Genomic DNA, 22826 nt, shown 5'->3' with positions numbered 1-22826 from the left:
GCAGCTTCGCACACGGTCTCCGATAGCCCGGCTCACTGGTCCCGGCGGTGCACCGCCGTCACCGTCACGGCCGCCGACATGAGTGCCCACACCGCGTAGACCGTCCACGCCCCGCCGACGGACCACGGGTGGAGCACTCCGGGACCGCCGTACGGGATGTCGACGAGGCGGAGCCACGCCTCGTACGGCAGGGCGTGCGCGAGGACGGCCGACCAGTGGCGGTCGTCGCTGAGGACCAGTGGGAGCAGCAGGAGGAGTACGACGCTGCCCACCACCGCGCCCGCGCCGTGCCGGATCAGGCTGCCGAGCGCGGCGCCGACGAGTGCCGCGACCGGGGCGAGCAGCGCCGAGGCGACGATCACGCGCAGGGCGCCCGGGTGGTCGAGGGAGACGCCGGCGTCCTTGGTGGACAGGATCGCCTGGGTGGAGGCGAACGACGCCGCCGCGACAACCGCGCCGAAGACGGTCATGGTCACGGCCACGACGCCCGCCTTGGCCGCCATGACCGAGCGGCGGACGGGGACGGCCGCGAACGTGGTGCGGACGAGCCAGGCGCTGTATTCGCCGGTGACGGCGAGCGCGCCGAACGCTCCGGCCGCCAGCATCATCACCGTGCCCGCGTCGGTGGTGAAGGCGTGTATCAGCGGGATGCCGTCGGCGATGAACCGGTCCGCGTACCCGGGGTCGCCGTCCGGCCAGTACCGGTGGTTGTCCCATGCCTTGCCCACGTTGAACGCGACGACCGCCAGCGCGGCGACCAGCAGGCTCCAGCCGGTGGAACGCAGCGACCACAGTTTGAGCCACTCGGCGGCGACGAGGTCGACGAAACGGGCGCGGGGTTCCGCCACGCGCGGTGCGCGGGTCGTCGTCATCGGGTCTCTCCTGCCGCGTACTCGACGCTGTCGGCGGTGAGTTCCATGAAGGCGTCCTCCAGTGATGGGTTGCGGGTGGTGACCTCGTGCAGCAGGATCCGGTGGTCCAGGGCCAGTTCGCCGACGCGCTGCGCGCTCACCCCGGTGGCGGTCAGCAGGTCGCCGTCCGCGCGGACGGTCGCGCCCTCGACGGTCAGCAGGGCCGCCAGCCGGTCGCCGTGCGGAGTGCGGACGCAGACGCCGGCGCCGCTCCCCCGCCCGGCGAAGTCCGTGATGCTCTCGGCGGCGATCAGCTCGCCCCGGCCGATGACCACCAGTTCGTCGGCGGTGTGCTCCATCTCCGACATCAGGTGGCTGGAGACGAACACCGTGCGGCCTTCGGCGGCCAGCGACCGGAACAGCTCGCGCACCCACTTCACACCTTCCGGGTCGAGCCCGTTGAGCGGCTCGTCGAACAGCAGCACCGGCGGATCGCCCAGCAGCGCGCCCGCGATGCCGAGCCGTTGGCGCATGCCGAGGGAGTAGCCGCCGATCCGGCGGCGCGCCGCGCCGGCCAGGCCCACCTGATCCAGCACCTGGTCGACCCGGCCGCGGGGGATGCGGTTGGAGCGGGCGAGCGCCGCCAGGTGTGCGGTGGCGCTGCGTCCGCCGTGCACATGGCTCGCGTCGAGCAGCGCGCCGACATGCCGCAGACCTCTCGGGCGGGACCGGAAGGGCCGACCGTCGACGGTGACCGTGCCGGTGGTGGGGGCGTGCAGGCCCAGCACCATCCGCAAAGTGGTGCTCTTACCCGAGCCGTTGGGGCCGAGAAACCCGGTGACCAGCCCCGGGCGCACGGTGAACGTCAGGTCCTTCACGGCCGTCGTCCCGCCGTAACGCTTCGTCAGTTCGTTGACCTCGATCATGTGGCCAACGCTCTCCCCGCGGGACCGTGTCCGGCATCGGGCCGGGGCGGACACTCACCACCACAGGGCGTCGACCGTGGTTGTACAACCGCCGTCCGATTCCGGGCGCGGCTGCCGACGTCTACGATCACGCCATGTCCGCGACACCGCTTCGCCCCTTGTCCGGGGGCAGTTCATTCGAGGGCAGTTCGTTCGAGGGCGCTGCTTTGGAGGGCACTTCGTCCGCGAAGCCGTGGTGGAGCGCACCGCCCGGCGTCTGGACGGCCCTGGCCTGGTGCGGGGGCCTGGTCTTCACGTTCCTGATCCGGGTCGGGCTGCCCGGCGAGGAGGAGCCGCCGGTGCTCGCCGGGGTGCTGTTCCACCGGTGGGACGGCCTCACCTTCCTCGCGCTGGCGACGGCTCTGGCGCTGGACGGCAGCCGTCTGCTGAGCCGCCGGCCGCTCGCCGCGGTCGGCCGGCTGCTGGCCGCGGCCGTACTGGGGACGCTGCCGTTGAGTGTGGGCGAGATCCCGCTGGCGCAGTTCCTGGCCGTCGATGTCGCGCTCTACGCCATCGCCGCCGCCCACCCGCGCCGCACCGGCCGGATCGCCGTCACCATGGCCCTGGGGGTGCTGGCCGGCTTTCTGGCCACGCGGTGGTTGAGCGGCTGGAACACGGGCACCTCCGCTGAGCTGGCCGTGGCACTCACGGCCGTCGTCGCCTGGCTCATGGGCACGTCGGCGCACCAGTCACGGGCCCATGCGGAGCAGTTGCGCGACCGGGCCACGGCCCAGGCCGTCACCGACGAACGGCTGCGCATCGCCCGCGAGTTGCACGACATGGTCGCCCACAGCATCGGCATCATCGCCCTCCAGGCGGGCGCGGCTCGGCGGGTCATCGACAGCCGGCCCGCGCGGGCGCGGGAGGCGCTGGGCGAGGTGGAGAACACCAGCCGGGAGACGCTGGCGGGGCTGCGGCGGATGCTCGGCGTGCTCCGTGCGGCGGACCTCGTCGACGGCGGCCGACAGGACGGGCCGGCCGGGACGCCAGGGCTGGCGGACCTGGACGGTCTGGCAGTCGCGACGACGGCGGCGGGCGTCAAGGTCGAGGTGCGCACGGTCGGCGCTCCCCGGCCGTTGCCGCCGGAGGTCGACCTGTCCGCGTACCGCATCGTCCAGGAGTCGGTGACCAATGTGGTGCGCCACGCGGGCACCCGTTCCTGCCGGGTGACGGTCGAGCACCGGGAGGACGAGTTGGCGATCGAGGTCGTCGACGACGGCCGGAGCCACGGTGCTTCGGCGGACACCGGGTACGGCCTCGTCGGGATGCGGGAGCGGGTGGGTCTGCTGCACGGCGAGTTCTCCGCCGGTCCGCGCCCCGGCGGCGGGTTCCGCGTCGCCGCACGGCTCCCTCTCCCGGCGGGAGTCCGATGACGGCGCGGCCCGAGGGGGGTACGGGCCCGACCACGGTGCGGGTCGTCCTCGCCGACGATCAGCCCCTGGTCCGCGCGGCGCTGCAGATGGTGATCACCGAGGCGGAGGGCATCGAGGTGGTCGGCGAGGCCGGCGACGGCGCACAGGCGCTCGCCCTGGCCGAGGAGCTGCACCCCGACGTGGTGGTCATGGACCTCCGTATGCCCGGCATGGACGGCATCGAGGCGACACGGCGGATCACCGAGCGGCTCGACGGTACGCAGGTGATCGTCCTGACGACGTTCGACGACGACGACTACGTCTACGGCGCGCTGCGCGCCGGTGCGGCCGGCTTCCTGGTCAAGGACATGGCCCTGGACGACATCCTCGCGGCCCTGCGGGTGGTGGCCGCCGGCGACGGTCTCATCGCGCCGGCCGTGACCCGTCGGCTGCTCCGCGAGTTCGCGGGCCGCCCGACGGCGACCGGCCGCAGGCGCGAGCTCACCGGTGTCACCGACCGTGAACGCGAGGTGCTGACGCTGGTGGGGAGCGGGTTGTCGAACACGGAGATCGCCGAGACCCTGTTCATCAGCGTCGCCACGGCCAAGACCTACGTGACCCGTCTGCTCTCCAAGCTCGACGCCCGGGACCGGGTCCGGCTCGTCATCATCGCGTACGAGACGGGTCTGGTGTCGGCACCGGGGTGAGTCCGGCTGCCGGAACCGGTGGGGCGGATGTGCGTCCGGGAGCCCTCGGATGTCAGGATGAAGCAATGAGTAACAACGTCTTCTTCGACATCACCATCAACGACGAGCCCGCCGGCCGGATCGTCTTCACGCTCTTCGACGACGTGGTCCCCCAGACCGCGAAGAACTTCCGCGAGCTGGCCACCGGCGAGCACGGCTTCGGCTACGAGGGCTCCTCGTTCCACCGTGTCATCCCCGACTTCATGCTCCAGGGCGGCGACTTCACCGCCGGCAACGGCACGGGCGGCCGCAGCATCTACGGTGAGAAGTTCGCCGACGAGAACTTCCAGCTCAAGCACACCAAGCCGGGTCAGCTCTCCATGGCCAACGCGGGACCGAACACCAACGGCTCGCAGTTCTTCATCACGACCATCGTCACCGACTGGCTCGACAACAAGCACGTCGTCTTCGGCGAGGTCGTCGAGGGCATGGACGTCGTGAAGAAGATCGAGGGTCTGGGCTCGCGCTCCGGCACCCCGTCGGCGAAGATCACCATCGCCAAGTCGGGCGTCGTCGAGGGCTGATCCGCCCCCGCACACGCACGAGGGCCCGTCGGCGCACGCCGACGGGCCCTCGGCCGTTCACGTCACGTCTCGTCCGGCTCCAGCCGCAGCGAGATCGAGTTGATGCAGTACCGCTGGTCCGTGGGCGTCGGGTAGCCCTCGCCCTCGAAGACATGGCCCAGGTGGGAGCCGCACCGCGCGCAGCGCACCTCGGTGCGGACCATGCCGTGGGAGGTGTCCGCGATCAGTTCGACCGCGTCCGTGTCCTTCGGGTCGTAGAAGGACGGCCAGCCGCAGTGCGACTCGAACTTGGTGTCGGAGCGGAACAGCTCGGCCCCGCACGCCCGGCACGAGTAGACGCCGGCCGTCTTGGTGTCCGTGTACTCGCCGACGAAGGCGGGTTCCGTGCCGGCCTGGCGCAGGACCGCGTACTCGGCGGGGGTCAGCTCCGCCCGCCACTGCTCGTCCGGCTTCTCCACGTCGTACGCCATCGGTGCGCCTCCTTCAGTTCGACAGGCGGGCGAGGATGGCCGGACCGAGGTCCGTGACGTCTCCCGCGCCCATGGTGAGAACGAGATCGCCGGGCTTGGCCATTCCCGCGACGACGTCCGGCACCGCCGCCTTGTCGTGCACGGCCGTGACCTCCGCGCCGGCGGCCTGCGCCGCGTCGATGACCAGTGCGCTGGTGATGCCCGGGACCGGGTCCTCGCGGGCCGGGTAGATGTCGAGGACGACCGAGGCGTCGGCGAAGGCCAGTGCCTGGCCCATCTCGGTGCCCAGTTCCCGGGTGCGGGAGAAGAGGTGCGGCTGGAAGACGACCAGCAGCCGTGAGTCGCCGGCCGCGCCGCGCATGGCCTCCAGGTCGGCGGTCATCTCGGTCGGGTGGTGGGCGTAGGAGTCGATGACCTGGACGCCCGCGGCCTCGCCCTTGAGCTGGAGACGGCGCTTGACGCCCGTGTACGTGCCGATGGCGGAGGCCAGGTTGTGCGCGGGGATGCCGAGGGCGACGCCGGCGGCCAGGGCGGCGACCGCGTTCAGGGCGTAGTGGCGGCCTGGCACGGACACCGTGAAGGTCAGCAGCCTGCCGTTCAGCAGGACGGTGACCTCGCTGGTCAGGCCGCGCGGGGTGATCTTGTGGACACGGACGTCGGCCCCCTCCGACTCGCCGTAGGTGACGACCTTCACCGAGGACACGTCGCGGACGCGGCGGGTGAGCTCGGCGGCACCCGCCTGGTCGGCGGAGATCACCAGCGTGCCGCCGGGCACGACCTTGCCGACGAAGGTCTGGAAGGATTCGTAGATCTCGTCCATCGAGGCGTAGTTGGCGTGGTGGTCCAGCTCCACGTTGAGGACGATCGCGACCTCGGGGTCGTACTTCTGGAAGCTGCGGTCGCTCTCGTCCGCCTCCGCGACGAAGATGTCGCCGTCGCCGTGCCGCGCGTTCGTGCCCGGCCCCTCGAGGTCGCCGCCGATGGCGTACGAGGGGTCGAGGCCCAGCTCGGTCAGTGCGACGGCCAGCATCGAGGTCGTCGTGGTCTTGCCGTGCGTGCCCGCGACGGCGATGGAGCGCAGCCCGGTCATCAGGGAGGCCAGCGCGTCGGAGCGGTGGACGACCGGGACGCCCAGTTCCGCGGCGCGCACGAGCTCCGGGTTGTCGGCGCGGATGGCGCTGGAGACGACGACACCGGTGGCGTCCTGGGCCAGGTGCTCGGCCGCGTGGCCGATGTGCACCGTGGCGCCGAGGGCCCGCAGGGACTCGGCGGTCGCCGAGTCCCTGGCGTCGCTGCCCGCGACCTTGGCGCCGCGCTGGGCGAGGATCTTCGCGATGCCCGACATGCCGGCTCCGCCGATGCCGATGAAGTGCGGGCGCTCCATCGCGCCGGGAACGGCGCCGGGAACGGCGCCGGGAACGGCGGGTGCCATGGTTTTCTCCCCAAGCTGTACGACTACGTGCTGCACGACTGCGTGCGGCTGCCCACCCTATTGCCTGCGGGTCTACTCGCTGTGCGCGAAGAGCTTCAGGACCGGGACGCCGACCTTGTGGCGGGCTCTGGAGGCCCAGTCGCGGTGGAAGAACTCCTCGACGTAGTGCGGCTCCGTCAGGACGATCACCTCGTCGGCGTCCGCCTCGTCGACGACCGACTTCAGCTTGTTCAGCGGATGGTCCTCGACGAGATGGCCGACCGCTTCGCAGCCCGCCGCGCGCAGGGCGGCCAGTGAGTGTTCCAGTGCGCGCTGGGCGGGCGCCTTGGCCTCCGCGCCCTCGGGCTCCTCGCCCTCGCGGACCGCTTCCTTCAGCTCCCCGACCGCCACGTCGTCGATGGCGCGCAGCAGTACATCGGCCTGGTCCCCTCGCGGCTGCATGAGAACGACGAAGGCGACGCCCTCCTCACCGTGCAGGGTGGTGACGAACTCCACGTCCTCCGAGGTCAGGGGCTTCTCGATCATCAATACGCTTGTGAACACCTCAGGAGCCCTTCTGCGGAAACTGCGGAAACCATCCTTCCCCGTGCACGCACGGGGGAGTGTGCGCAATCAAGTGTGCCCGGCACAGGCTAAGCGGAACGATAAATTCCGCTGATTGCCGGAAGTCATCGTCAGACGCGCCGGTAGCGCGTGAACAGGAATCCGGCCTCCTCCAGTACGGAATCCAGGGCGAACCGGGCGGGATCCGGCAGTCCTGGCCCGCCCGCGATGCGTTGCGCGTCACCGACCGTCATCGTCGGTGACACGGTCAGACACAGCTCATCCAGTACCCCGGCGGCCGCGAATTGACCCAGCATCCTCGGACCGCCTTCGGTCAGCAGCCGCACCAGGCCGCGCTCCGCGAGCGCGTGCACCGCCCTGGCGGGCTCCACACCGGGACCGTCACCTGCGACGATCACCACCGCCCCGGCCTTCTCCGCCTCCTTGATCCGCTCCGGTGAGGCGGCCGCACCGGTCAGCACCAGGGTCGGCACCAGCGGCTCGGTGAACAGCGGGAGCGAGAAGTCCAGGTTCAGGGAGGCGCTGACCACGGCGATCGCGGGCGCGGGGCCCTGATCGGCGGCGGCCCTGCGCGCCGCGAAGGCGTCGCGGGCGCGGGCGGGCCGGTAGCCCTCCAGCCGGACCGTCTGAGCCCCCACCACGACGGCGTCGGCCAGGCCCCGCAGGGTGCCGAAGATCCGCATGTCGGCGTCGGAGGAGATCGGCTGCGAGCGGCCGTCGTGCTGGGCCGCCCCGTCGAGGGAGGAGACCATGTTGGCGCGCAGCCAGACGCCGCCGCCCGCGCTGCGGGCCTCGGCCGGCCCATGGCCCGGGCTGCCGCCGGCACCCGCCCCGCCGCCCGCGGCCGTGCCCCCGGCGGGGTACGCGTAGGCGTCGGCGAGCTCGTCCAGCGACCACTCCCGGTCGTCGGCTGCCGTTGTCTGGTCGGTCACAGGGAACAGGCGTCGCATACGGTGCAGTCTGGCACGACCCTTACAGTGGAGTACTGTGCCGACCAGCCCGATAACCGAAGCCGCTCCCCTGTCGCTCTGCGCCCGCGAGCCGCACGTCCCCGCCGACCGCCTGGTCGCGGAGATGGTGCCGCCGCCGCGTTTCGACTCGGTCCGCTTCGACACCTACGTGCCCGACCCCCACCAGCCCAGCCAGGTCGAGGCGGTCGCGGTGCTGAGCGACTTCGCCTCCGGTCTCGGCGGCGCGCACGCCACCGGCAGCGGGAAGCGGCGCTGGTTCGCCAGGACCCCCAAGAACACGGCCCCCACCGGCCCGCGCGGCGTCTACCTCGACGGCGGCTACGGCGTCGGCAAGACCCACCTGCTCGCGTCCCTGTGGCACGCCACCCCCGCGGCCCCGTCCCTCAAGGCGTTCGGCACTTTCGTCGAGCTGACGAACCTGGTCGGCGCGCTGGGCTTCCAGCAGACGGTGCAGACGCTGAGCGGGCACCGGCTGCTGTGCATCGACGAGTTCGAGCTGGACGACCCGGGCGACACCGTCCTCGTCTCCACGCTGCTCGGCCGGCTGGTCGACGCCGGCGTGGCGCTCGCGGCCACCTCCAACACCCTGCCCGGCAAACTCGGTGAGGGCCGCTTCGCCTCTGCCGACTTCCTGCGCGAGATCCAGGGGCTGGCCGCACACTTCCGCCCGCTGCGGATCGACGGCGAGGACTACCGTCACCGCGGGCTGCCCGAGGCCCCTCCCCCGTACTCCGACGAGCAGGTCACCAAGGCCGCGTACGCCACCGAGGGGGCGTCCCTCGACGACTTCCCGCACCTGCTGGAACACCTGGCCAAGGTGCACCCCAGCCGCTACGGGGCGCTGACGGACGGGGTGCGGGCCGTCTGCCTCACCGACGTCCGGCCGGTGCCCGACCAGTCGACCGCACTGCGGCTGGTCGTGCTCGCCGACCGGCTGTACGACCGCGAGGTCCCGGTGCTCGCCTCCGGCCTCCCGTTCGACCGGCTGTTCAGTGACGAGATGCTGAACGGCGGCTACCGGAAGAAGTACTTCCGGGCGATCTCCCGGCTCACCGCACTGGCACGCGACGCGAAGGCCCTGGTGGCGCAGTAGGTTTGGGGCGCACACCCCATCTGAAGGGAGCCATCATGGCCACCACGCGTCAGGCCCACAACGTCTGGGAAGGCAGCCTGCTCGAGGGCAAGGGTGTCGTCACCCTCGACTCCTCCGGCATCGGCGAGTACCCGGTCACCTGGGCGGCCCGGACCGAGCCCGCCCAGAGCGGCAGGACCAGCCCGGAGGAACTGATCGCGGCCGCGCACTCCAGCTGCTTCAACATGGCGTTCTCGCACGCTCTCGCAGGTGCGGGCAACCCGCCGGCCCGCCTGGAGACCAAGGCCGAGGTCACGTTCCAGCCGGGTGAGGGCATCACCGGCATCCACCTCACCGTGGTCGGCGAGGTCCCCGGCCTCGACGAGGCCGGCTTCGTGAAGGCCGCCGAGGAGGCCAAGGTCAACTGCCCGGTCAGCCAGGCGCTGAAGGCCACGAACATCACCCTCAGCGCGTCGCTCGCCTAGCACCTAGCACAGTGGCACCTTGAGGCACAGTGGCCCGCACGGTTACGTCTCGCATTGTCTGCGTGATACACACGTGCGGGTCACATCTCCTGTCCGCCAGCAGGGAGTTGCCTTATGCCCGCATCACGACGTGAAGTTCTGGCCCGTACCGGCGCGCTCGGCGCGGGAATCGCCTTCACCGGCGCCTTCTCCGAACTCTTCGCCGGCACCGCGGCCGCCCGTGGACACGCCGGGTACGGCCCGCTCGTCCCGGACCCCGACGGTCTGCTCGACCTGCCGAAAGGTTTCCGCTACCGGGTCCTGTCCCGCGAGGGCGAGCCGCTGCGCTCCGGCGAGGGGCCGGTCCCGTCCAACCACGACGGCATGGCCGCCTTCGTCGGCCGCCGCGGGCGGATCCACCTCGTCCGCAACCACGAGAACCGCCATACCGCCAGAATCGGCGTACCGACCGTCGAGGGCCTGACCTACGACCCGGCGGCCAAGGGCGGCTGCACGGCCCTCGAACTCGACGGCCGCGGCAACGTCGTCGGGGAACGGGTCGCCATCGCCGGCACCGCCGTCAACTGCGCGGGCGGCCCCACCCCTTGGAACACCTGGCTGACCTGCGAGGAGAACGAGGACCGGGCCGGTACCAACGGCTATACCAAGGACCACGGCTTCATCTTCGAGGTCGACGGCGCCGATCCGCACCGCACCGGAGCCGTACCGCTCACCGCGATGGGCCGCTTCCAGCACGAGGCGATCGCCGTCGACCCCAGGAGCGGGATCGTCTACGAGACGGAGGACGCGTTCGACCGGCCCTTCGGTCTCTTCTACCGCTTCCTGCCGGACAAGCCGCTGGGCGGCACGGGTTCGCTCCGCGCGGGCGGCGCGCTGGAGGCGATGCGGGTGCCGGGCGTGCCGGACCTGTCGGAGATCCAGGAGATCGGCGCGTCGTTCGACCGGGTCGAATGGGTGCCCGTACCGGACAGCCAGGCGAAGGAGACCCCGATCAGGCTCCAGGACTTCGGGCCGAAGGGCGTCACCCACGCCCAGAAGCTGGAGGGCTGCTACTGGGGCGGAAGGTCGGTGTACTTCGTCTCCAGCTACGCCCGCAGCTCGGAGGGTTCCGCCGGCGACCACTACGGCCAGGTGTGGAAGTACGAGCCGCACCGTCGCCGGCTCACCCTCGTGATCGTCTTCGGGCCGAGCACGGACATCCAGCTGCCCGGCGAGTCCCCGGACAACATCTGCCTGGCGCCCAGCGGCGGTCTGATGGTCTGCGAGGACGGCGGCGGCGCCCAGCACGTGTACGGGCTGACCAAACGCGGCGAGGTCTATCCGGCGGCGAGGAACGCACAGAACATCGGCACGCCCGAGGAGCCGGAGTGGGGCGAGTTCGCCGGCGTCACGTTCTCGCCGGACGGCGACACCATGTACGTTAACTGCTATACGCCCGGCACGACGTTCGCGGTGACCGGACCGTGGTGCTGAGCGGCTCCGCGGCCATGAGCTGACCGCCTCCTGCCGTCGCCGCCGCGACGGCAGGGGAACGGGGCCGTCACGACCGGTCCGACGGCTCCAGGGGCTGCTCGGTCCACAGGACCTTGCCGCCCTCGGCGTAGCGGGTGCCCCACTGGTCGGCGAGCTGGGAGACGATGAACAGCCCCCGTCCGCCCTCGTCGGCCGTCCGGGCGTGGCGCAGATGCGGCGCCAACGCGCTGGTGTCGTGGACCTCGCAGGTGAGGGTCTCGCCGCGGATCAGCCGCAGCCGCAGCGGCGGGGTGCCGTAGCGGACGGCGTTGGTCACCAGCTCGCTGACGATCAGTTCGGCCCCGTACGCCGTGTCGTCCTCGAGGGCCCAGGCGGAGAGGAGCTCGCGGGCGAAGTTCCTGGCGAGGGCGGGGGCCGTCGGATCGTGCGGGAGCTCCAGCTCGGCGACCTGGCCCTCGAGCACGCTGCCCGTGCGGGCGAGCAGCAGCGCGACCCCTTCGGCACCGTCGTCCTCGGCCAGTGTGTAGACCACGGCGTCGCACAGTTCCTGGAGCGGGCGGCCCGGTTGGGCGAGGGCCTCTCTGGCGGGCCCGGCGAGCTCCCCGTCGCGCCGGAGGGCGCCGGTGAAGAAGGCGAGCAGACTGCCCTCTTCGAGCGTGACGGCCGCGACCGCGCACGGCGCCGTGTCGAACGAGCCCAGTTCCGGCCCCTCGACCACATCGGGTGTCGAGGTGCTGCCGTCCGGGTGGACGACGAGCGGCGGCGGGTGCCCGGCGCAGGCGACGGTACAGGTCCGGGTGAACGGGTCGTACACGCCGTAGACGCAGGTGGCCGTCAGCGGCTGCCGGTGCAGCGGGTCCCCCGGCGGCAGCGCGGCGCGCTCACGGGCCAGCCGGTTGGCGGTGTTGTTGAGGCGGGCCAGCAACTCGTCCGGCTCGAGGTCCAGGTCGGCGAGCGCGTTGATGACGGTTCGCAGCTGGCCCATCGCGGCCGCCGTCTGGATGCCCTGCCCGTTGACACCTCCCGCGACCAGTGCGGTCCGGGCCCCGGACAGGCCGATCGTGTCGAACCAGCAGCCGCTGCTGTGACCGGCCAGCAGCAGATGCGCGGTCTCGATGGCGGCTCCGGCGGTGGTACGCGGGGGCAGCAGGCGGCGCTGGACCGTCGAGGCGAGCGCGTGGTCGTACTCGAACCTGCGGGCGTTGTCGAGGCTGAGCGCGGTGTGAGCGGTCAACGAGAGCACCAGCTTGCGGTCGGCCTCCTCGTACGGCTCGGACTCGTCGCACCGGTAGAGGCTGACCAGCCCCAGCGGCGCGCCGCCCACCGAGAGCGGCGCCACGATCACGGACGCGGCGCCGGACGTCCGGATCGCGCGGGCGAGGTCGGGGTCCGACTTCAGCCAGGGGGTGTCCGGGCCCAGCGTGACGAGTCGCGGCTCGAAGTCCGAGAGCACCCGGCCGTACGGGGTGAGGTCCGGCAGCCGGCGCACACCGCCCAGCGGGTGCACCGGGACGGCGCACCCCTCACGGCCACGGAAGGCGGCACGCCGCAGGGGGACGTCCGACACCGCCGGCCCGGCGAGGGGGACGGTGCCGCGCAGGACGTCGTCCAGCACGTCGACCACGGCGATGTCGGCGAAGCCGGGTACGACGGCCGCGACGAACGCCTCCGACGTCGCCGTCACGTCGAGCGTCCGCCCGACGGCCTCCCGTACCGCCGCCAGGGCGGCCTTGCGCCGGCGCGCCTTCTCCCCCTCGGTGACATCGGCCACCGAGGCGAGGACGCGGCCGAGCGAGCGGCCACGGGAGTCGTTCAGCCGGTGGGCGGAGAGCAGGAAACGGCGCCCCTGGCCGGGGTGGTCGGCGCGGTGGCCTCTGAACGCCCGTTCGGAGAGGGATCTGCCGTTGCTCAGCACCTCCCGCAGCAGCAGCTCGGCCGCCTGCGGCTCGTCGAGCCGGTAGACGTCGCTGAACCGCTGCCCCAGAAAGGCGCCGGCCACCTGCTCCGTCGTACCGGCGGTGTCGGAGCGGAGCACCCGGAGGTGCTCGTCGAGCACGTGGAGATCGGCCGGGGACCGGGCCAGCAACACCTTCAGAAGGGCGTCGCCGAGGGCGCCCGCCAATGGTGGGACGTGGTTCGGGAGGCCGGTGTCCGCCACGTGTCACCACCCTTCAGACTCCGCTCGCCGAAGCGGGCTGCCGTGCGAGTCCGGCTCCCGGCCAAGCTAAGGGCTTTCACCGCCGGGAGCACCTTTTTGCCGGGTGGCCCGGTCGGAACGGTGCCACCCGGCAAGGGGCCTGTCTCCGGCCACCGCGCTGCTCGACTACTCGACTACTCGACGACGATCTCGACCGGGAGGTTGCCACGGGTCGCCTTGGAGTACGGGCAGTACGCGTGCGTCTTCTTCAGGAGGTCCTCGCCCGCCTCGCCCTGCAGGTGGTCGGGGAGCTCGACCCGCATGACCACGGAGAGGGCGAAGCCGCCGTCGGTGTCGTCCTTGCCGATGCTGACCTCCGCGGTCACCGAGACGTCCTTGACGTCGATCTTCTCCTGGCGGCCTATGGCGCCCATGGCGCTGGCGAAGCACGCGGCGTACCCGGCGGCGAAGAGCTGCTCGGGGTTGGTGCCCTGGCCGTTGCCCCCGAGGGCCGCGGGGAAGGCGAGCGGCAGGTCGATCCGGCCGTCCGTGCTGACGGCACGTCCTTCGCGGCCGTTGGCGGTGGCGACAGCGGTGTACAGGGCGTCCATGGGTGAATCCCTCTTCGTCTCGATCGGGGTGGGGCCGGGATCGGGGGTCCGAACCGACGCCATGAATAGAAGCACACAATTAAGTTGTGCACAACTCAATGGGGCGCGGCTTGGTATGGTGGAGTCATGGAGAAGAAGACGCTGCGGGACGTACCGGACGAGGACTTCCTCCGCCTCGAGCACCAGATCTGCTTCTCGCTGCACGCCGCGTCGCGCGCCTTCAACGGCGTCTACCGCACGGCACTGAAGGAGCTGGGGCTCACGTACCCCCAGTACCTGGTGATGCTGGTCCTCTGGGAGCACGGCGAACTGCCGGTCAAGCAGATAGGCGAACACCTGCGGCTGGACTCGGGAACGCTGTCGCCGCTCCTGAAACGCCTGGAGGCGGCGGGCTTCGTGGAGCGCCGCCGCAGCGCGGAGGACGAACGCTCGGTCACCGCCCGTCCGACCGCGGCGGGCCGTGCCCTGCGGGAGCAGGCGCTCGGCATGCCGCGCCGGATCGCCGAGGCGACGGGGCTCACGCTGGACCGGATCCGCGCGCTGCGGGAGGAACTGGACGCCCTGACGACGACGCTCGACGCGTACGCGTAACGCCTGTGGGCGTCGGTGCCTCGGGGGCTCCGCCCCCGGACCGCCGCGCCTCAAACGCCGACGGGGCTTGAACTTGCCCGTCTCGTCGGGGCTCCGCCCCGAACCCCGCGCCTCAGACGTCGGCCGGGCTGAATGCCGCTGCGCGGCCATTCAGCCCGGCCGACGTCTGAGGTCACCGCGCGAAGCGCGGTACCGGGTCCGGGAGGAGCCCGCCACGCGGCGGAGCCGCACATCGGTACAGCGGGCAGGGGCGGGGAGGGGAACGGCTCCGCGCAGCGGCCACCTGACCCCGCCGCGCCCCCTACTTCACGGACCCCGCCATCACGCCCTGCACAAAGTGCCGCTGGAAGGCGAAGAAGACCACCAGCGGTACGACGAGCGACAGGAACGCCCCCGGCGCCAGCACGCCGATGTTGCTGCCGAACTGCCGCATCTCGGACTGGAGCGCCACCGTCAGCGGCTGGGACTCGCTGTCCGCGAAGAGCAGCGCGACGAGCATGTCGTTCCACACCCACAGGAACTGGAAGATCGCCAGGCTCGCGATGGCCGGCCGCCCCAGCGGCAGGACGAGGCGGGAGAAGATCCGCCACTCCGACCCGCCGTCCATCCGTGCCGCCTCCAGCATCTCCCTCGGGATCTCCGCGAAGTAGTTCCGCAGCAGGAAGACGGCGAACGGCAGCCCGTAGGCCACGTGGAAGAGCACGACGCCCGCGACCGTGCCGAACAGGCCCACCGCGCCGAAGAGCTTCGCCACCGGCAGCAGCCCGATCTGGACGGGGACGACCAGCAGGCCGACGACCACCAGGAAGATCGCGTCGCGGCCGGGGAACTCCAGCCACGCGAAGGCGTATCCGGCGAGCGCCGCGATGCCGACGACCAGCAGGGTCGTGGGCACCGAGATGAGGACCGTGTTCCAGAACGCCTCTCCGATGCCGGAGTCCTCGAAGAGCGCGGTGTAGTTGTCCAGCGACAGCTGCGAGGGGTCGGTCAGCGCCGTCCACCAGCCGTCGGACGCGTTGTCCCGCTCGGAGCGCATGGAGGAGAGGAACAGACCCGCGAGCGGGGTGATCCAGACGAGCGCGACCACGATCAGCACGGCCTGGACGGCTCCGCTGCCGAGCCAGCCGGTGAGCCGGCTCTTGCGCCGCGGACGGGCGGGCCGCGCGAGGGGGACGGGCCGGACGGCGGCAGCCCGCTCGGCCGGCCGGCGCTCGACGGTGGTACGGCCGCTCATGATCGGCTCCTTCGGAAGCGCCGGACGTTGAAGATCATGGCCGGGACGACCAGCAGGAGCAGCAGCACGCTCAGGGCGCTGCCGAGCCCCTGGTCGTTGCCGCCGCCGAAGGACACCAGCCACATCCGGGTGGCCAGTACGTTGGCCTCTTCCTGGACCGGTCCCGGCGCGATGATGTAGACGAGGTCGAAGACCTTCATCACGTTGATGACCAGCGTCACGAAGACGACCGTGAGCACGGGCGCCAGCAGCGGCACGGTGATCTTCCGGAAGATCTGGCCCTCGGAGGCGCCGTCCATCCGGGCCGCCTCCAGCGCGTCGCGCGGGATGGCGGCGAGGCCGGCGCCGATGAGCACCATCGCGAAGCCGGTCCACACCCACAGATAGGCGCCGATGATGGCCGGCGTGACGAGCGCGGGCCCCAGCCAGTTCACGCCCTGATAGGGCGCGGCGAAGTTCGCGGCAGGCAGCCGGACGGTGTACTCGCCGTCGGAGAGGCCCTCGAAGCGGAACGAGCCGTCGGCGGCGGTGGTCGCACGCGCGGCCACCTCACCGTCGCGCAACGCCTCGACGGTCATGCCGGGCAGGCCCTTCTCCGCCGGGTCGACCTTGCCCTGGGTGCCGCCGCCGCCCGGTGCGAAGTCGAGGTAGGCGACGCCACCGATCCCGTCCGCGCCGGGGCCGGGGACGGCGGCGGGCCGTGCCTGCGAAGGAACGGCGTCGGGTGCCACGCCGACGAAGCCGAGGGTCACGGAGCCGCCGGGGCGGACGGTTTCCGTCGTGGTGTACGGACCGCCGTCCGTTCCGGCGAGGCCCTGGTTCTCGCGGGCGCGGGCCGTGGGGTAGGCGGCCGGGTCCTCGAAGGTGTCGTGGGCGGCGACCACGGCCGCGTTGATCACACCGCGGTCGGGGTCCTGTTCGTAGGCGAGGCGGAAGATGATGCCCGCGGCGAGGAAGGAGACCGCCATGGGCAGGAAGAGCACCAGTTTGAAGGCGGTCGCCCAGCGCACCTTCTCCGTGAGCACGGCCAGCATCAGGCCGAGTCCGGTGAGCAGGACCGGTGCGACGACGACCCAGATGGTGCTGTTGCGGATGGCCTTGAGGGTGGCGGGGTCCTGGAAGATCTCGGTGTAGTTCGCCGCGCCGACGAACTGCTCGCCGCTCGCGTCGAACAGGCTGCGCCCGACGGAGAAGACGACGGGGTAGACGACGAGTGCCCCGAGGAGCAGCAGGGCCGGCAGGACGAAGAGGACCGCGAGGCGGCGTTTTCTGCGCTGGGCCCGGCGCCGCGTGTCGGGCGCGGCACCGGTCCGGGGGGTGCGGGCCCCGGGGGCCCGCTCCTTGAGAGTGTCGGCCATGGCGGTCGGCCTCAGTTCCCGTACGCCTTGGCGGCCGCGGCCTCGAGCTTCGCGGCGGTCGCCTTCGGGTCGGACGGGTCGCGCAGGAAGTCCTGGAGGAGCTTCCACTCGCCCGCGCCCTTGGTGCCGCCGAACGCCGCCGGCGCCTGGTCGGACATGTCGAAGCGGACGGAGTCGCCCGCCTCGACGAGGGACTTGGCGGTGGAGCGGGTGGTGTCGTCGCCGTACGCGTCGAGGCTGACGTCCTTGTTGGGCGACAGGAAACCGCCGGCGCCGGCCCAGATCTCGGCCGCCTCAGGGGTGGCGAGGAACTCGAGGAGCTTCATGCCGGCCTCGCTGTTCTTGCCGTCCTTGAGGACCACGGCCGCGTCTCCGCCGCTGACCACGGGGGCCTCGCCGCCGTCGACGGCGGGGAACGGGAAGAAGTCGGCGTCCTCGCCGAGCTTGCGGCCGAACTCGTCCTTGGCTATGCCGCCGACGAAGTCCCCTTCGTAGACCATGCCGGCCTGGGGCTCGGGGCCGAAGACCTTTTCGACGGAGGACGGGAAGTCGGTCTGCAGCGCGGTCTTCGCGCCGCCCGCGACGAGCTGGTCGTCCTTGAACAGTTCACCCAGTGTGGTCAGTGCCGTGACGACGCTCTCGTCGGTCCACTTGAGTTCGTGCTTGGCGAGCCGGTCGTACTTCTCGGGGCCGGCCTGGGAGAGGTAGATGTTCTCGAACCAGTCGGTGAGGGTCCAGCCGTCCTCGCCGGCCACCGCGAATGCCGGACGGCCGGAGTCGGCGAGCGTACGGCCGGCCTTGAGGAGGTCGTCGTAGGTCTTCGGCGCGCTGACGCCGGCCTGGGTGAACGCCTCGGGGCTGTACCAGACGGTGGACTTGTGGGCGGCCTTGAAGTAGAGGCCGTAGTACGTGTCGTCGACGGTGCCGTAGTTCTTCCACACGGGGGCGAGCCCGGCGGTGGCCGTCTTGGCGGTCTTGTCGGACAGCGGCTTCAGCCAGCCCTCCTTCGCGAACTGCTGGAGGACGCCGACCTGGGGCACCATCACGACGTCGGGGGCGTTGCCGCCCTCGATCTTGCTGCCGACGAAGGTGGAGACGTTGTCGCCGGAGGGGACGAAGACGGTCTTGGCGCCGGTCTTCTCGCTGAAGGCGTCGAGCACCTTCTTGAAGTTCTTCTGCTCGCTGCCGGTCCAGACGCCGGCGACGGTGACGGTCTTGCCGCTGAGTTCGCCGCCGCTCGCGGGGCCGGTCGTGCCGCCGCAAGCGGTGGCGCCGAGGGTGAGGCCGAGTACGGCGGTCGCCGCGGCCGTTGTGCGCAGGGTGGTCCTTCTCGCGGTTCGTCGCATGGTGAGGGTCCTTCCGGGGTGGGTGTTTTACGAGGCGGGGTGGTCGCCGGTCCACCAGGCGGCGGTCGCTCCGGGGAGCACACCGTCGGGGCAGGGGCCGCTGGCGAGCAGAGGGGTTCCGGTCACGGGGGCGGGTACCGGCTCGGTTCCGAAGTTGACGGCGCAGATCAGTCCGTCGCCGCGGGCCATGGCCAGCACCTGCGGAGGCGATTCCAGCCAGCGCAGGGTGCCTTCGCCCAGTTGCGGCAGGCTGTGGCGCAGTTGCAGACCGTCCCGGTAGAGGTGCCAGAAGGAGCGGGTGTCGGCCAGGGCCCGGTCGGTGGCGTGTTCCGCGAACCACTCGGGCTGCGGAAGCCACGGCCGGGCCCCGGCCGCGCCCTGGCTGAAGCCGAACGGGGAAGCGTGGCCGGACCAGGGCAGCGGGACGCGGCAGCCGTCGCGGATGCGCTTGCGGCTGCCGGTGCGGTGGAAGATCGGGTCGGTGAGCACCTCGTCCGGCAGGTCGAGGACCTCGGGGAGGCCCAGCTCCTCTCCCTGGTAGACGTAGGCGGCGCCGGGCAGGGCGAGCATGAGGAGGGCCGCTGCGCGGGCGCGGGCGGCGCCGAGGCCGCTGCCCTCCACGCCGGGCTCGCCCGCGTACCGGGTGACGGTGCGGACCTGGTCGTGGTTGTTGAGCACCCAGGTGACGGTCGAGCCGGTGCCGGCGATGTCGCGTATCGCCGTCTCGATCGTCGAGCGGAAGGCGTCCGCGTCCCAGGGTGCGGAGAGCAGGTCGAAGAAGAAGGCCTGGTGCAGTTCGTCGGGGCGGACGTACTCGGCGTGCTCCCGTGCGGTCGGTACGGAGACCTCGCCGACGAGGAGGCGGTCCCTGCCGTCCCGGTCGGCGTACTCGTCGCACACCGAGCGCCAGCGGCGCCACACGTCGTGGACCTCGGGCTGGTTCCAGGCCAGGGGGTTGACCGAGTCGCGGGCCCGCTCGTCGGCGTCCGGGTCGTCGGAGTCGGGCAGCTCGGGGTGCTTGAAGAGCCCGGCGGCGACGTCGATGCGGAAGCCGTCGACGCCGCGGTCCAGCCAGAAGCGCAGCACCTGCTCGAAGTCGTCGCCCACGGCCGGGTCGCGCCAGTTGAGGTCCGGCTGCTGAGGGGTGAAGAGGTGGAGGTACCACTCTCCGGGGGTGCCGTCGGGCTCGGTGACGCGGCTCCAGGCGGGGCCGCCGAACATGGCGCGCCAGTTGTTGGGCGGCTCGTCGCCACCGGGGCCGCGGCCGGGTGCGAAGTGGAAGCGGGAGCGTGCGGCGCCGCCGGGGCCGGCGGCGAGGGCCTCGCGGAACCACGGGTGCTCGCTGGAGCAGTGGTTGGGGACGATGTCGAGCAGCAGCCTCAGGCCGAGGCGGCGGGCGTCGGCCACCAGCCGGTCGAATTCCGCGAGGTCGCCGTAGACGGGGTCGACGCCGGTGTAGTCGGCGACGTCGTAGCCGTGGTCGTGCTGCGGGGAGGGATAGAAGGGGCTGAGCCAGATGCCGTCGACGCCGAGCTTCCTGAGGTAGGGAAGCCCGGCCCGTACGCCTGCCAGGTCGCCGATGCCGTCCCCGGTGCTGTCGAGGAAGCTGCGGACGTAGACCTGGTAGATCACCGCGTCGCGCCACCAGGGGTCGGGGGCGGTGGCGGAGCGGGAGGGGTCGCCGATGGCGGCCGGAAGCGTGCTGAGCATCTCGCGTCGACCTGTTTCTGCTGGATGCGAGGGCGCCCCGGATCGGGTGCGCTGTTATGCATGCATGTTAAGTAGCAGCGACTGGAAGGTGTCAACGGTGTGTCCGGAAACTGCGCAAAGCTGGGGTGATTTGCCCCATAATCGGGGATCAAAAGAGAGAGGCTCCTACTTAACATGTAAGTAGGAGCCCTCTTGGGAGAACAGGGTGCCGGAGGTCAGCCGCTGCGGGAGATCGCCGCGAGCTCGCGCGCGAGCCGCGCCACCGCCTCGTCGGGTGTCTGCCGCAGCGCCATGACGTCCTGCGCCACCGCCTGCACCGCCAGGCTCACCTGGTCGTAGTGCGGGCTCTTGGGACGCGGCACCGCCGACAGCACGCTCTGGCGCAGCGTCGGCAGATACGGATGGGCCCGCACCAGCTCCGGGTCCTCGTACAGCGAGGCACGGACCGGCGGCAGGGCGCCCTCGGTGAGCACCTGCCGCTGGACGCGCTCACTGGTGAGGTAGGCGATCAGGTCGGCGGCGGAGGCCGGATGGCGGGAGTGGCTGCTGACAGCGAGGTTGGAGCCGCCCAGCACGCTGGTGCCCGGCCCGTCCGGACCGGGCAGCGGCACCACGCCGAACTTCCCGGCAACCTTCGAGTCCCCGGCGCTCGCGTCGGAGTAGACGTACGGCCAGTTACGGAGGAAGAGCAGCCTGCCGTCCTGGAACGCCTGCCGGGACTCCTCCTCCTTGTAGTGGAGCGCCTCCCGGGGGATCCAGCCCTCCCGCACGCCGTCCGCCAGGAACGTCAGCGCCTCCCTGGCGGCGGCGGAGTCCACGGTGACCCGCTCGCCGTCGTCCCGCAGGATCGACCCGCCCGCCGAGTGCACGGCCTCCGCGACGTTGACGGTCAGCCCTTCGTAGGGCAGGAACTGACCGGCGTACCCGTCGAGGCCGTGGCGGGGAGCGATCGTACGGGCCTGGCGGGCCAGCTCGGCCCAGGTCCGCGGCGGCTTCTCACCCTCCTGCTCGAGGACGTCCTTGCGGTAGTAGAGCAGGCCGGCGTTGGTGACGTACGGGACCGCGTAGAGCCGCCCGTCGAAGGTGGCGGTGTCGACAACCGGCCGCAGGAAGCTCTTCAGCGGGAAGCGGTCGCGGTGCAGCGGGGAGATCCAGCCCGCCGCGGCGAACTCGGACGTCCACGCCACGTCGATGTTCAGCACGTCGAAGCGGTCGCTGCCGGAGCGCAGCTCGCTGATCATCTGCGCCCGGGTCTCGTCCGCCGAGTCCGGCAGTTCGACCAGGGTCACCCGCTCGTCGGGGTGGGCGCTGTTCCAGTCGTCGAGCAGCGGCGAGAGATAGTCGGTCAGATCGCCCGCCGTCACCAGCGTCATGGGCCCGCGCCCCTGGGGGTCGGCGGGCCGGGCACCGACGCCGGAACCGGCGTAGCCGACCAGCAGTACCGCCGCGACCAGGAGTCCTCTACCCGCGGCACGCATCCACCGCATGGATTCCTCCCAGTGCACGATCCGGCTGCGCTGCCGAGCATCGTGGCCTATATATACCCGTTAGGCATGGGCGATACTAGACGTCCAGGCAGACGGGGCGAGTGCCACAGAACACACGCCGCGGCCCGGGCAACAGGAAACCACGTCAGCGGGAGGGAGGGGAGCGCGTGCGGCTGCCGCTCCTGGCACTCCTGACCCGTGGTCCCGCGCACGGCTACGAGCTGAAGCAGGACCTTGAACAGCTCCTCGGCGCCGCGTACCCTCAGCCGAACGTCGGCCAGATCTACGTCACCCTCGGCCGGCTGGAGAAGAGCGGTCTGATCGACGGCGAGGACGTCGAGCAGTCGGGCCGGCCCAACAAGCGCACGTACCGGCTCACCGACGCCGGCCGCGAGGCGGTGCAGGCCTGGTTCGAGGAGACCACGGACGAGCCCCGGGTGCGGGACGAGTTCTTCATGAAGCTCGCGCTCGCACCGCAGTCAGGACTCGCCGACCCGGTCGTCCTGATCAACAAACAGCGGCGGCAGTACCTCAACACCATGCGGGACTTGTCCAGACTGGCCGCCGCGGAGGACCGTGACAACAGGATCTCCCAGCTGCTGATCGAGGGCGCCATGCTGCATCTGCAGGCCGACCTCGACTGGCTGGAGCGCTGCCAGGAGGAGCTGGAATGAGCGACACCGCAGCGCCTTCGGGCACACCCGGCGGCGCGCCGATCGTACGTGCCGAGGGCCTGACCAAGACCCACCACGGCGAAGGCGCACCGGTGCACGCCGTGCGCGGTGTGGACCTGACCGTGCGGCCCGGCGAATTCGTGGCGGTCACCGGGCCCTCCGGCGCGGGCAAGTCGACGCTGCTGCATCTCGTCGGCGGTCTCCAGCGGCCCGACAGCGGGAAGCTGTGGATCGACGGCCGGCGGGTCGACGAGTACCGCGAGGCCCGCTGGGCCGTGCTGCGGCGGCGCAGCATCGGTGTCGTCTTCCAGTTCTTCAACCTGGTCTCCAACCTCACCGTCGCGGACAACGTCGAACTGCCCGCGCTGCTCGCCGGCGCCTCCCCCAGGACCGCCCGCGACTCCCGCGCCGAACTCCTCGCCGAGCTCGGCCTCGAAGGCCGCGAGAAGTCCATGCCCGGCGAACTCTCCGGAGGCGAGCAGCAGCGGGTCGCGCTCGCCCGGGCCCTGGTCAACCACCCCGCCCTGCTGCTCGCCGACGAACCGGCCGGCAGCCTCGACAGCAAGGGGACCCGGGAGGTGCTCCGGCTGCTCTCCCGTTTCCACCAGCGCGGCCAGACGATCCTGATGGTCACCCACGACGCCCGGATGGCCAGCGCCGCCGACCGTGTCATCAGCTTCTTCGACGGCCGGATCGCGGACGACGCCGAGCTCGGCGCCGGTCGCCGCGGCCCGGGCGGCGGAGTGTCCGGCGTGCTCGAACTGAAGGAGTGA

The 22826-nt window shown here is 71.5% G+C and carries 22 protein-coding genes; 9 read left to right on the top strand and 13 right to left on the bottom strand.

Going from position 1 to position 22826, the window contains the following annotated elements:
• Positions 1 to 32: 32 nt before the first annotated feature.
• Together OGH68_RS29395 and OGH68_RS29390 are read right to left on the bottom strand one after the other, a co-directional pair.
• Positions 33 to 872: an ABC transporter permease gene (locus tag OGH68_RS29395; RefSeq protein ID WP_264248133.1), complete on the bottom strand. Its 840-nt coding sequence runs from the start codon at positions 870 to 872 to the stop codon at positions 33 to 35.
• Positions 869 to 1777 (bottom strand): ABC transporter ATP-binding protein, encoded by a 909-nt coding sequence (locus OGH68_RS29390; RefSeq protein ID WP_264248131.1) that lies wholly within the window; start codon positions 1775 to 1777, stop codon positions 869 to 871. The genes OGH68_RS29395 and OGH68_RS29390 overlap by 4 nt, the downstream gene beginning before the upstream one ends.
• Positions 1778 to 1911: 134 nt before the next feature.
• On the opposite strand from OGH68_RS29390, the gene OGH68_RS29385 reads away from it, so the two are divergent.
• The 3 genes from OGH68_RS29385 to OGH68_RS29375 all read left to right on the top strand — a co-directional run bounded on the left by OGH68_RS29385 (position 1912) and on the right by OGH68_RS29375 (position 4438).
• A complete protein-coding gene (locus tag OGH68_RS29385; RefSeq protein ID WP_264248129.1) occupies positions 1912 to 3189 on the top strand; it encodes a sensor histidine kinase in 1278 nt (425 codons plus the stop codon).
• On the top strand, positions 3186 to 3875 hold the full coding sequence (locus OGH68_RS29380) for a response regulator (protein ID WP_264248127.1): 690 nt from the start codon (positions 3186 to 3188) through the stop codon (positions 3873 to 3875). Before OGH68_RS29385 ends, OGH68_RS29380 begins: the two co-directional genes overlap by 4 nt.
• 65 nt (positions 3876 to 3940) lie before the next feature.
• The gene (locus OGH68_RS29375) at positions 3941 to 4438 is read left to right on the top strand and encodes a peptidylprolyl isomerase (protein ID WP_264248124.1); all 498 of its coding nucleotides are present in this window, start codon (positions 3941 to 3943) and stop codon (positions 4436 to 4438) included.
• A gap of 62 nt (positions 4439 to 4500) precedes the next feature.
• Here OGH68_RS29375 and msrB read toward each other — a convergent pair whose 3' ends face one another.
• The 4 genes from msrB to OGH68_RS29355 all read right to left on the bottom strand — a co-directional run bounded on the left by msrB (position 4501) and on the right by OGH68_RS29355 (position 7854).
• Entirely contained in the window at positions 4501 to 4908 is a 408-nt protein-coding gene (gene msrB / locus OGH68_RS29370; RefSeq protein ID WP_264248123.1) for a peptide-methionine (R)-S-oxide reductase MsrB, read from the bottom strand.
• Between the two features lie 13 nt (positions 4909 to 4921).
• The gene (murC, locus tag OGH68_RS29365) at positions 4922 to 6340 is read right to left on the bottom strand and encodes a UDP-N-acetylmuramate--L-alanine ligase (protein ID WP_264248121.1); all 1419 of its coding nucleotides are present in this window, start codon (positions 6338 to 6340) and stop codon (positions 4922 to 4924) included.
• 72 nt (positions 6341 to 6412) lie between these two features.
• On the bottom strand, positions 6413 to 6883 hold the full coding sequence (locus OGH68_RS29360) for an indole-3-glycerol phosphate synthase (RefSeq protein ID WP_264248120.1): 471 nt from the start codon (positions 6881 to 6883) through the stop codon (positions 6413 to 6415).
• Between the two features lie 131 nt (positions 6884 to 7014).
• Positions 7015 to 7854 (bottom strand): pyrimidine reductase family protein, encoded by an 840-nt coding sequence (locus OGH68_RS29355; RefSeq protein WP_264248117.1) that lies wholly within the window; start codon positions 7852 to 7854, stop codon positions 7015 to 7017.
• Positions 7855 to 7891: 37 nt separating this feature from the next.
• Between OGH68_RS29355 and zapE the strand changes: the two genes are divergently transcribed.
• From zapE to OGH68_RS29340, 3 genes are all read left to right on the top strand, one after another.
• The gene (gene zapE, locus OGH68_RS29350) at positions 7892 to 8968 is read left to right on the top strand and encodes a cell division protein ZapE (RefSeq protein ID WP_264248116.1); all 1077 of its coding nucleotides are present in this window, start codon (positions 7892 to 7894) and stop codon (positions 8966 to 8968) included.
• Between the two features lie 35 nt (positions 8969 to 9003).
• Positions 9004 to 9432 carry an OsmC family protein gene (locus tag OGH68_RS29345; protein WP_264248115.1) on the top strand — a complete coding sequence of 143 codons (429 nt, stop codon included), beginning with the start codon at positions 9004 to 9006 and terminating at the stop codon, positions 9430 to 9432.
• Positions 9433 to 9546: 114 nt separating this feature from the next.
• Positions 9547 to 10905, top strand: coding sequence for a PhoX family protein (locus OGH68_RS29340; protein ID WP_264248112.1), 1359 nt, complete (start codon positions 9547 to 9549; stop codon positions 10903 to 10905).
• Positions 10906 to 10972: 67 nt separating this feature from the next.
• Here the strand turns inward: OGH68_RS29340 and OGH68_RS29335 are convergent, their stop codons facing one another.
• Both OGH68_RS29335 and OGH68_RS29330 read right to left on the bottom strand, forming a co-directional pair.
• Positions 10973 to 13063, bottom strand: a complete 2091-nt coding sequence (locus OGH68_RS29335; RefSeq protein ID WP_264248109.1) for a SpoIIE family protein phosphatase — start codon at positions 13061 to 13063, stop codon at positions 10973 to 10975.
• A 173-nt stretch (positions 13064 to 13236) separates the two neighbouring features.
• Positions 13237 to 13653, bottom strand: a complete 417-nt coding sequence (locus OGH68_RS29330) for an organic hydroperoxide resistance protein (protein ID WP_264248108.1) — start codon at positions 13651 to 13653, stop codon at positions 13237 to 13239.
• A gap of 126 nt (positions 13654 to 13779) precedes the next feature.
• On the opposite strand from OGH68_RS29330, the gene OGH68_RS29325 reads away from it, so the two are divergent.
• Entirely contained in the window at positions 13780 to 14244 is a 465-nt protein-coding gene (locus tag OGH68_RS29325; protein ID WP_264248107.1) for a MarR family winged helix-turn-helix transcriptional regulator, read from the top strand.
• A gap of 301 nt (positions 14245 to 14545) precedes the next feature.
• Here OGH68_RS29325 and OGH68_RS29320 read toward each other — a convergent pair whose 3' ends face one another.
• The 5 genes from OGH68_RS29320 to OGH68_RS29300 all read right to left on the bottom strand — a co-directional run bounded on the left by OGH68_RS29320 (position 14546) and on the right by OGH68_RS29300 (position 21379).
• Complete coding sequence (locus tag OGH68_RS29320) at positions 14546 to 15478, bottom strand: carbohydrate ABC transporter permease (RefSeq protein WP_264248106.1); 933 nt, start codon at positions 15476 to 15478, stop codon at positions 14546 to 14548.
• Positions 15475 to 16836, bottom strand: coding sequence for an ABC transporter permease subunit (locus OGH68_RS29315; RefSeq protein ID WP_264248102.1), 1362 nt, complete (start codon positions 16834 to 16836; stop codon positions 15475 to 15477). The genes OGH68_RS29320 and OGH68_RS29315 overlap by 4 nt, the downstream gene beginning before the upstream one ends.
• A gap of 11 nt (positions 16837 to 16847) precedes the next feature.
• Positions 16848 to 18182, bottom strand: a complete 1335-nt coding sequence (locus OGH68_RS29310; protein ID WP_264248100.1) for an ABC transporter substrate-binding protein — start codon at positions 18180 to 18182, stop codon at positions 16848 to 16850.
• A 27-nt stretch (positions 18183 to 18209) separates the two neighbouring features.
• Positions 18210 to 19892 (bottom strand): glycoside hydrolase family 13 protein, encoded by a 1683-nt coding sequence (locus OGH68_RS29305; protein ID WP_264248098.1) that lies wholly within the window; start codon positions 19890 to 19892, stop codon positions 18210 to 18212.
• Between the two features lie 215 nt (positions 19893 to 20107).
• Positions 20108 to 21379: an ABC transporter substrate-binding protein gene (locus OGH68_RS29300; protein ID WP_264248096.1), complete on the bottom strand. Its 1272-nt coding sequence runs from the start codon at positions 21377 to 21379 to the stop codon at positions 20108 to 20110.
• A gap of 167 nt (positions 21380 to 21546) precedes the next feature.
• Between OGH68_RS29300 and OGH68_RS29295 the strand changes: the two genes are divergently transcribed.
• Positions 21547 to 22053, top strand: coding sequence for a PadR family transcriptional regulator (locus tag OGH68_RS29295; RefSeq protein WP_264248094.1), 507 nt, complete (start codon positions 21547 to 21549; stop codon positions 22051 to 22053).
• Positions 22050 to 22826 (top strand): ABC transporter ATP-binding protein, encoded by a 777-nt coding sequence (locus OGH68_RS29290; protein WP_264248093.1) that lies wholly within the window; start codon positions 22050 to 22052, stop codon positions 22824 to 22826. Before OGH68_RS29295 ends, OGH68_RS29290 begins: the two co-directional genes overlap by 4 nt.

The organism is Streptomyces peucetius (assembly GCF_025854275.1).
Classification (GTDB): Bacteria; Actinomycetota; Actinomycetes; order Streptomycetales; family Streptomycetaceae; genus Streptomyces; species Streptomyces peucetius_A.
This window is presented reverse-complemented; position numbering and strand designations above follow the sequence as displayed.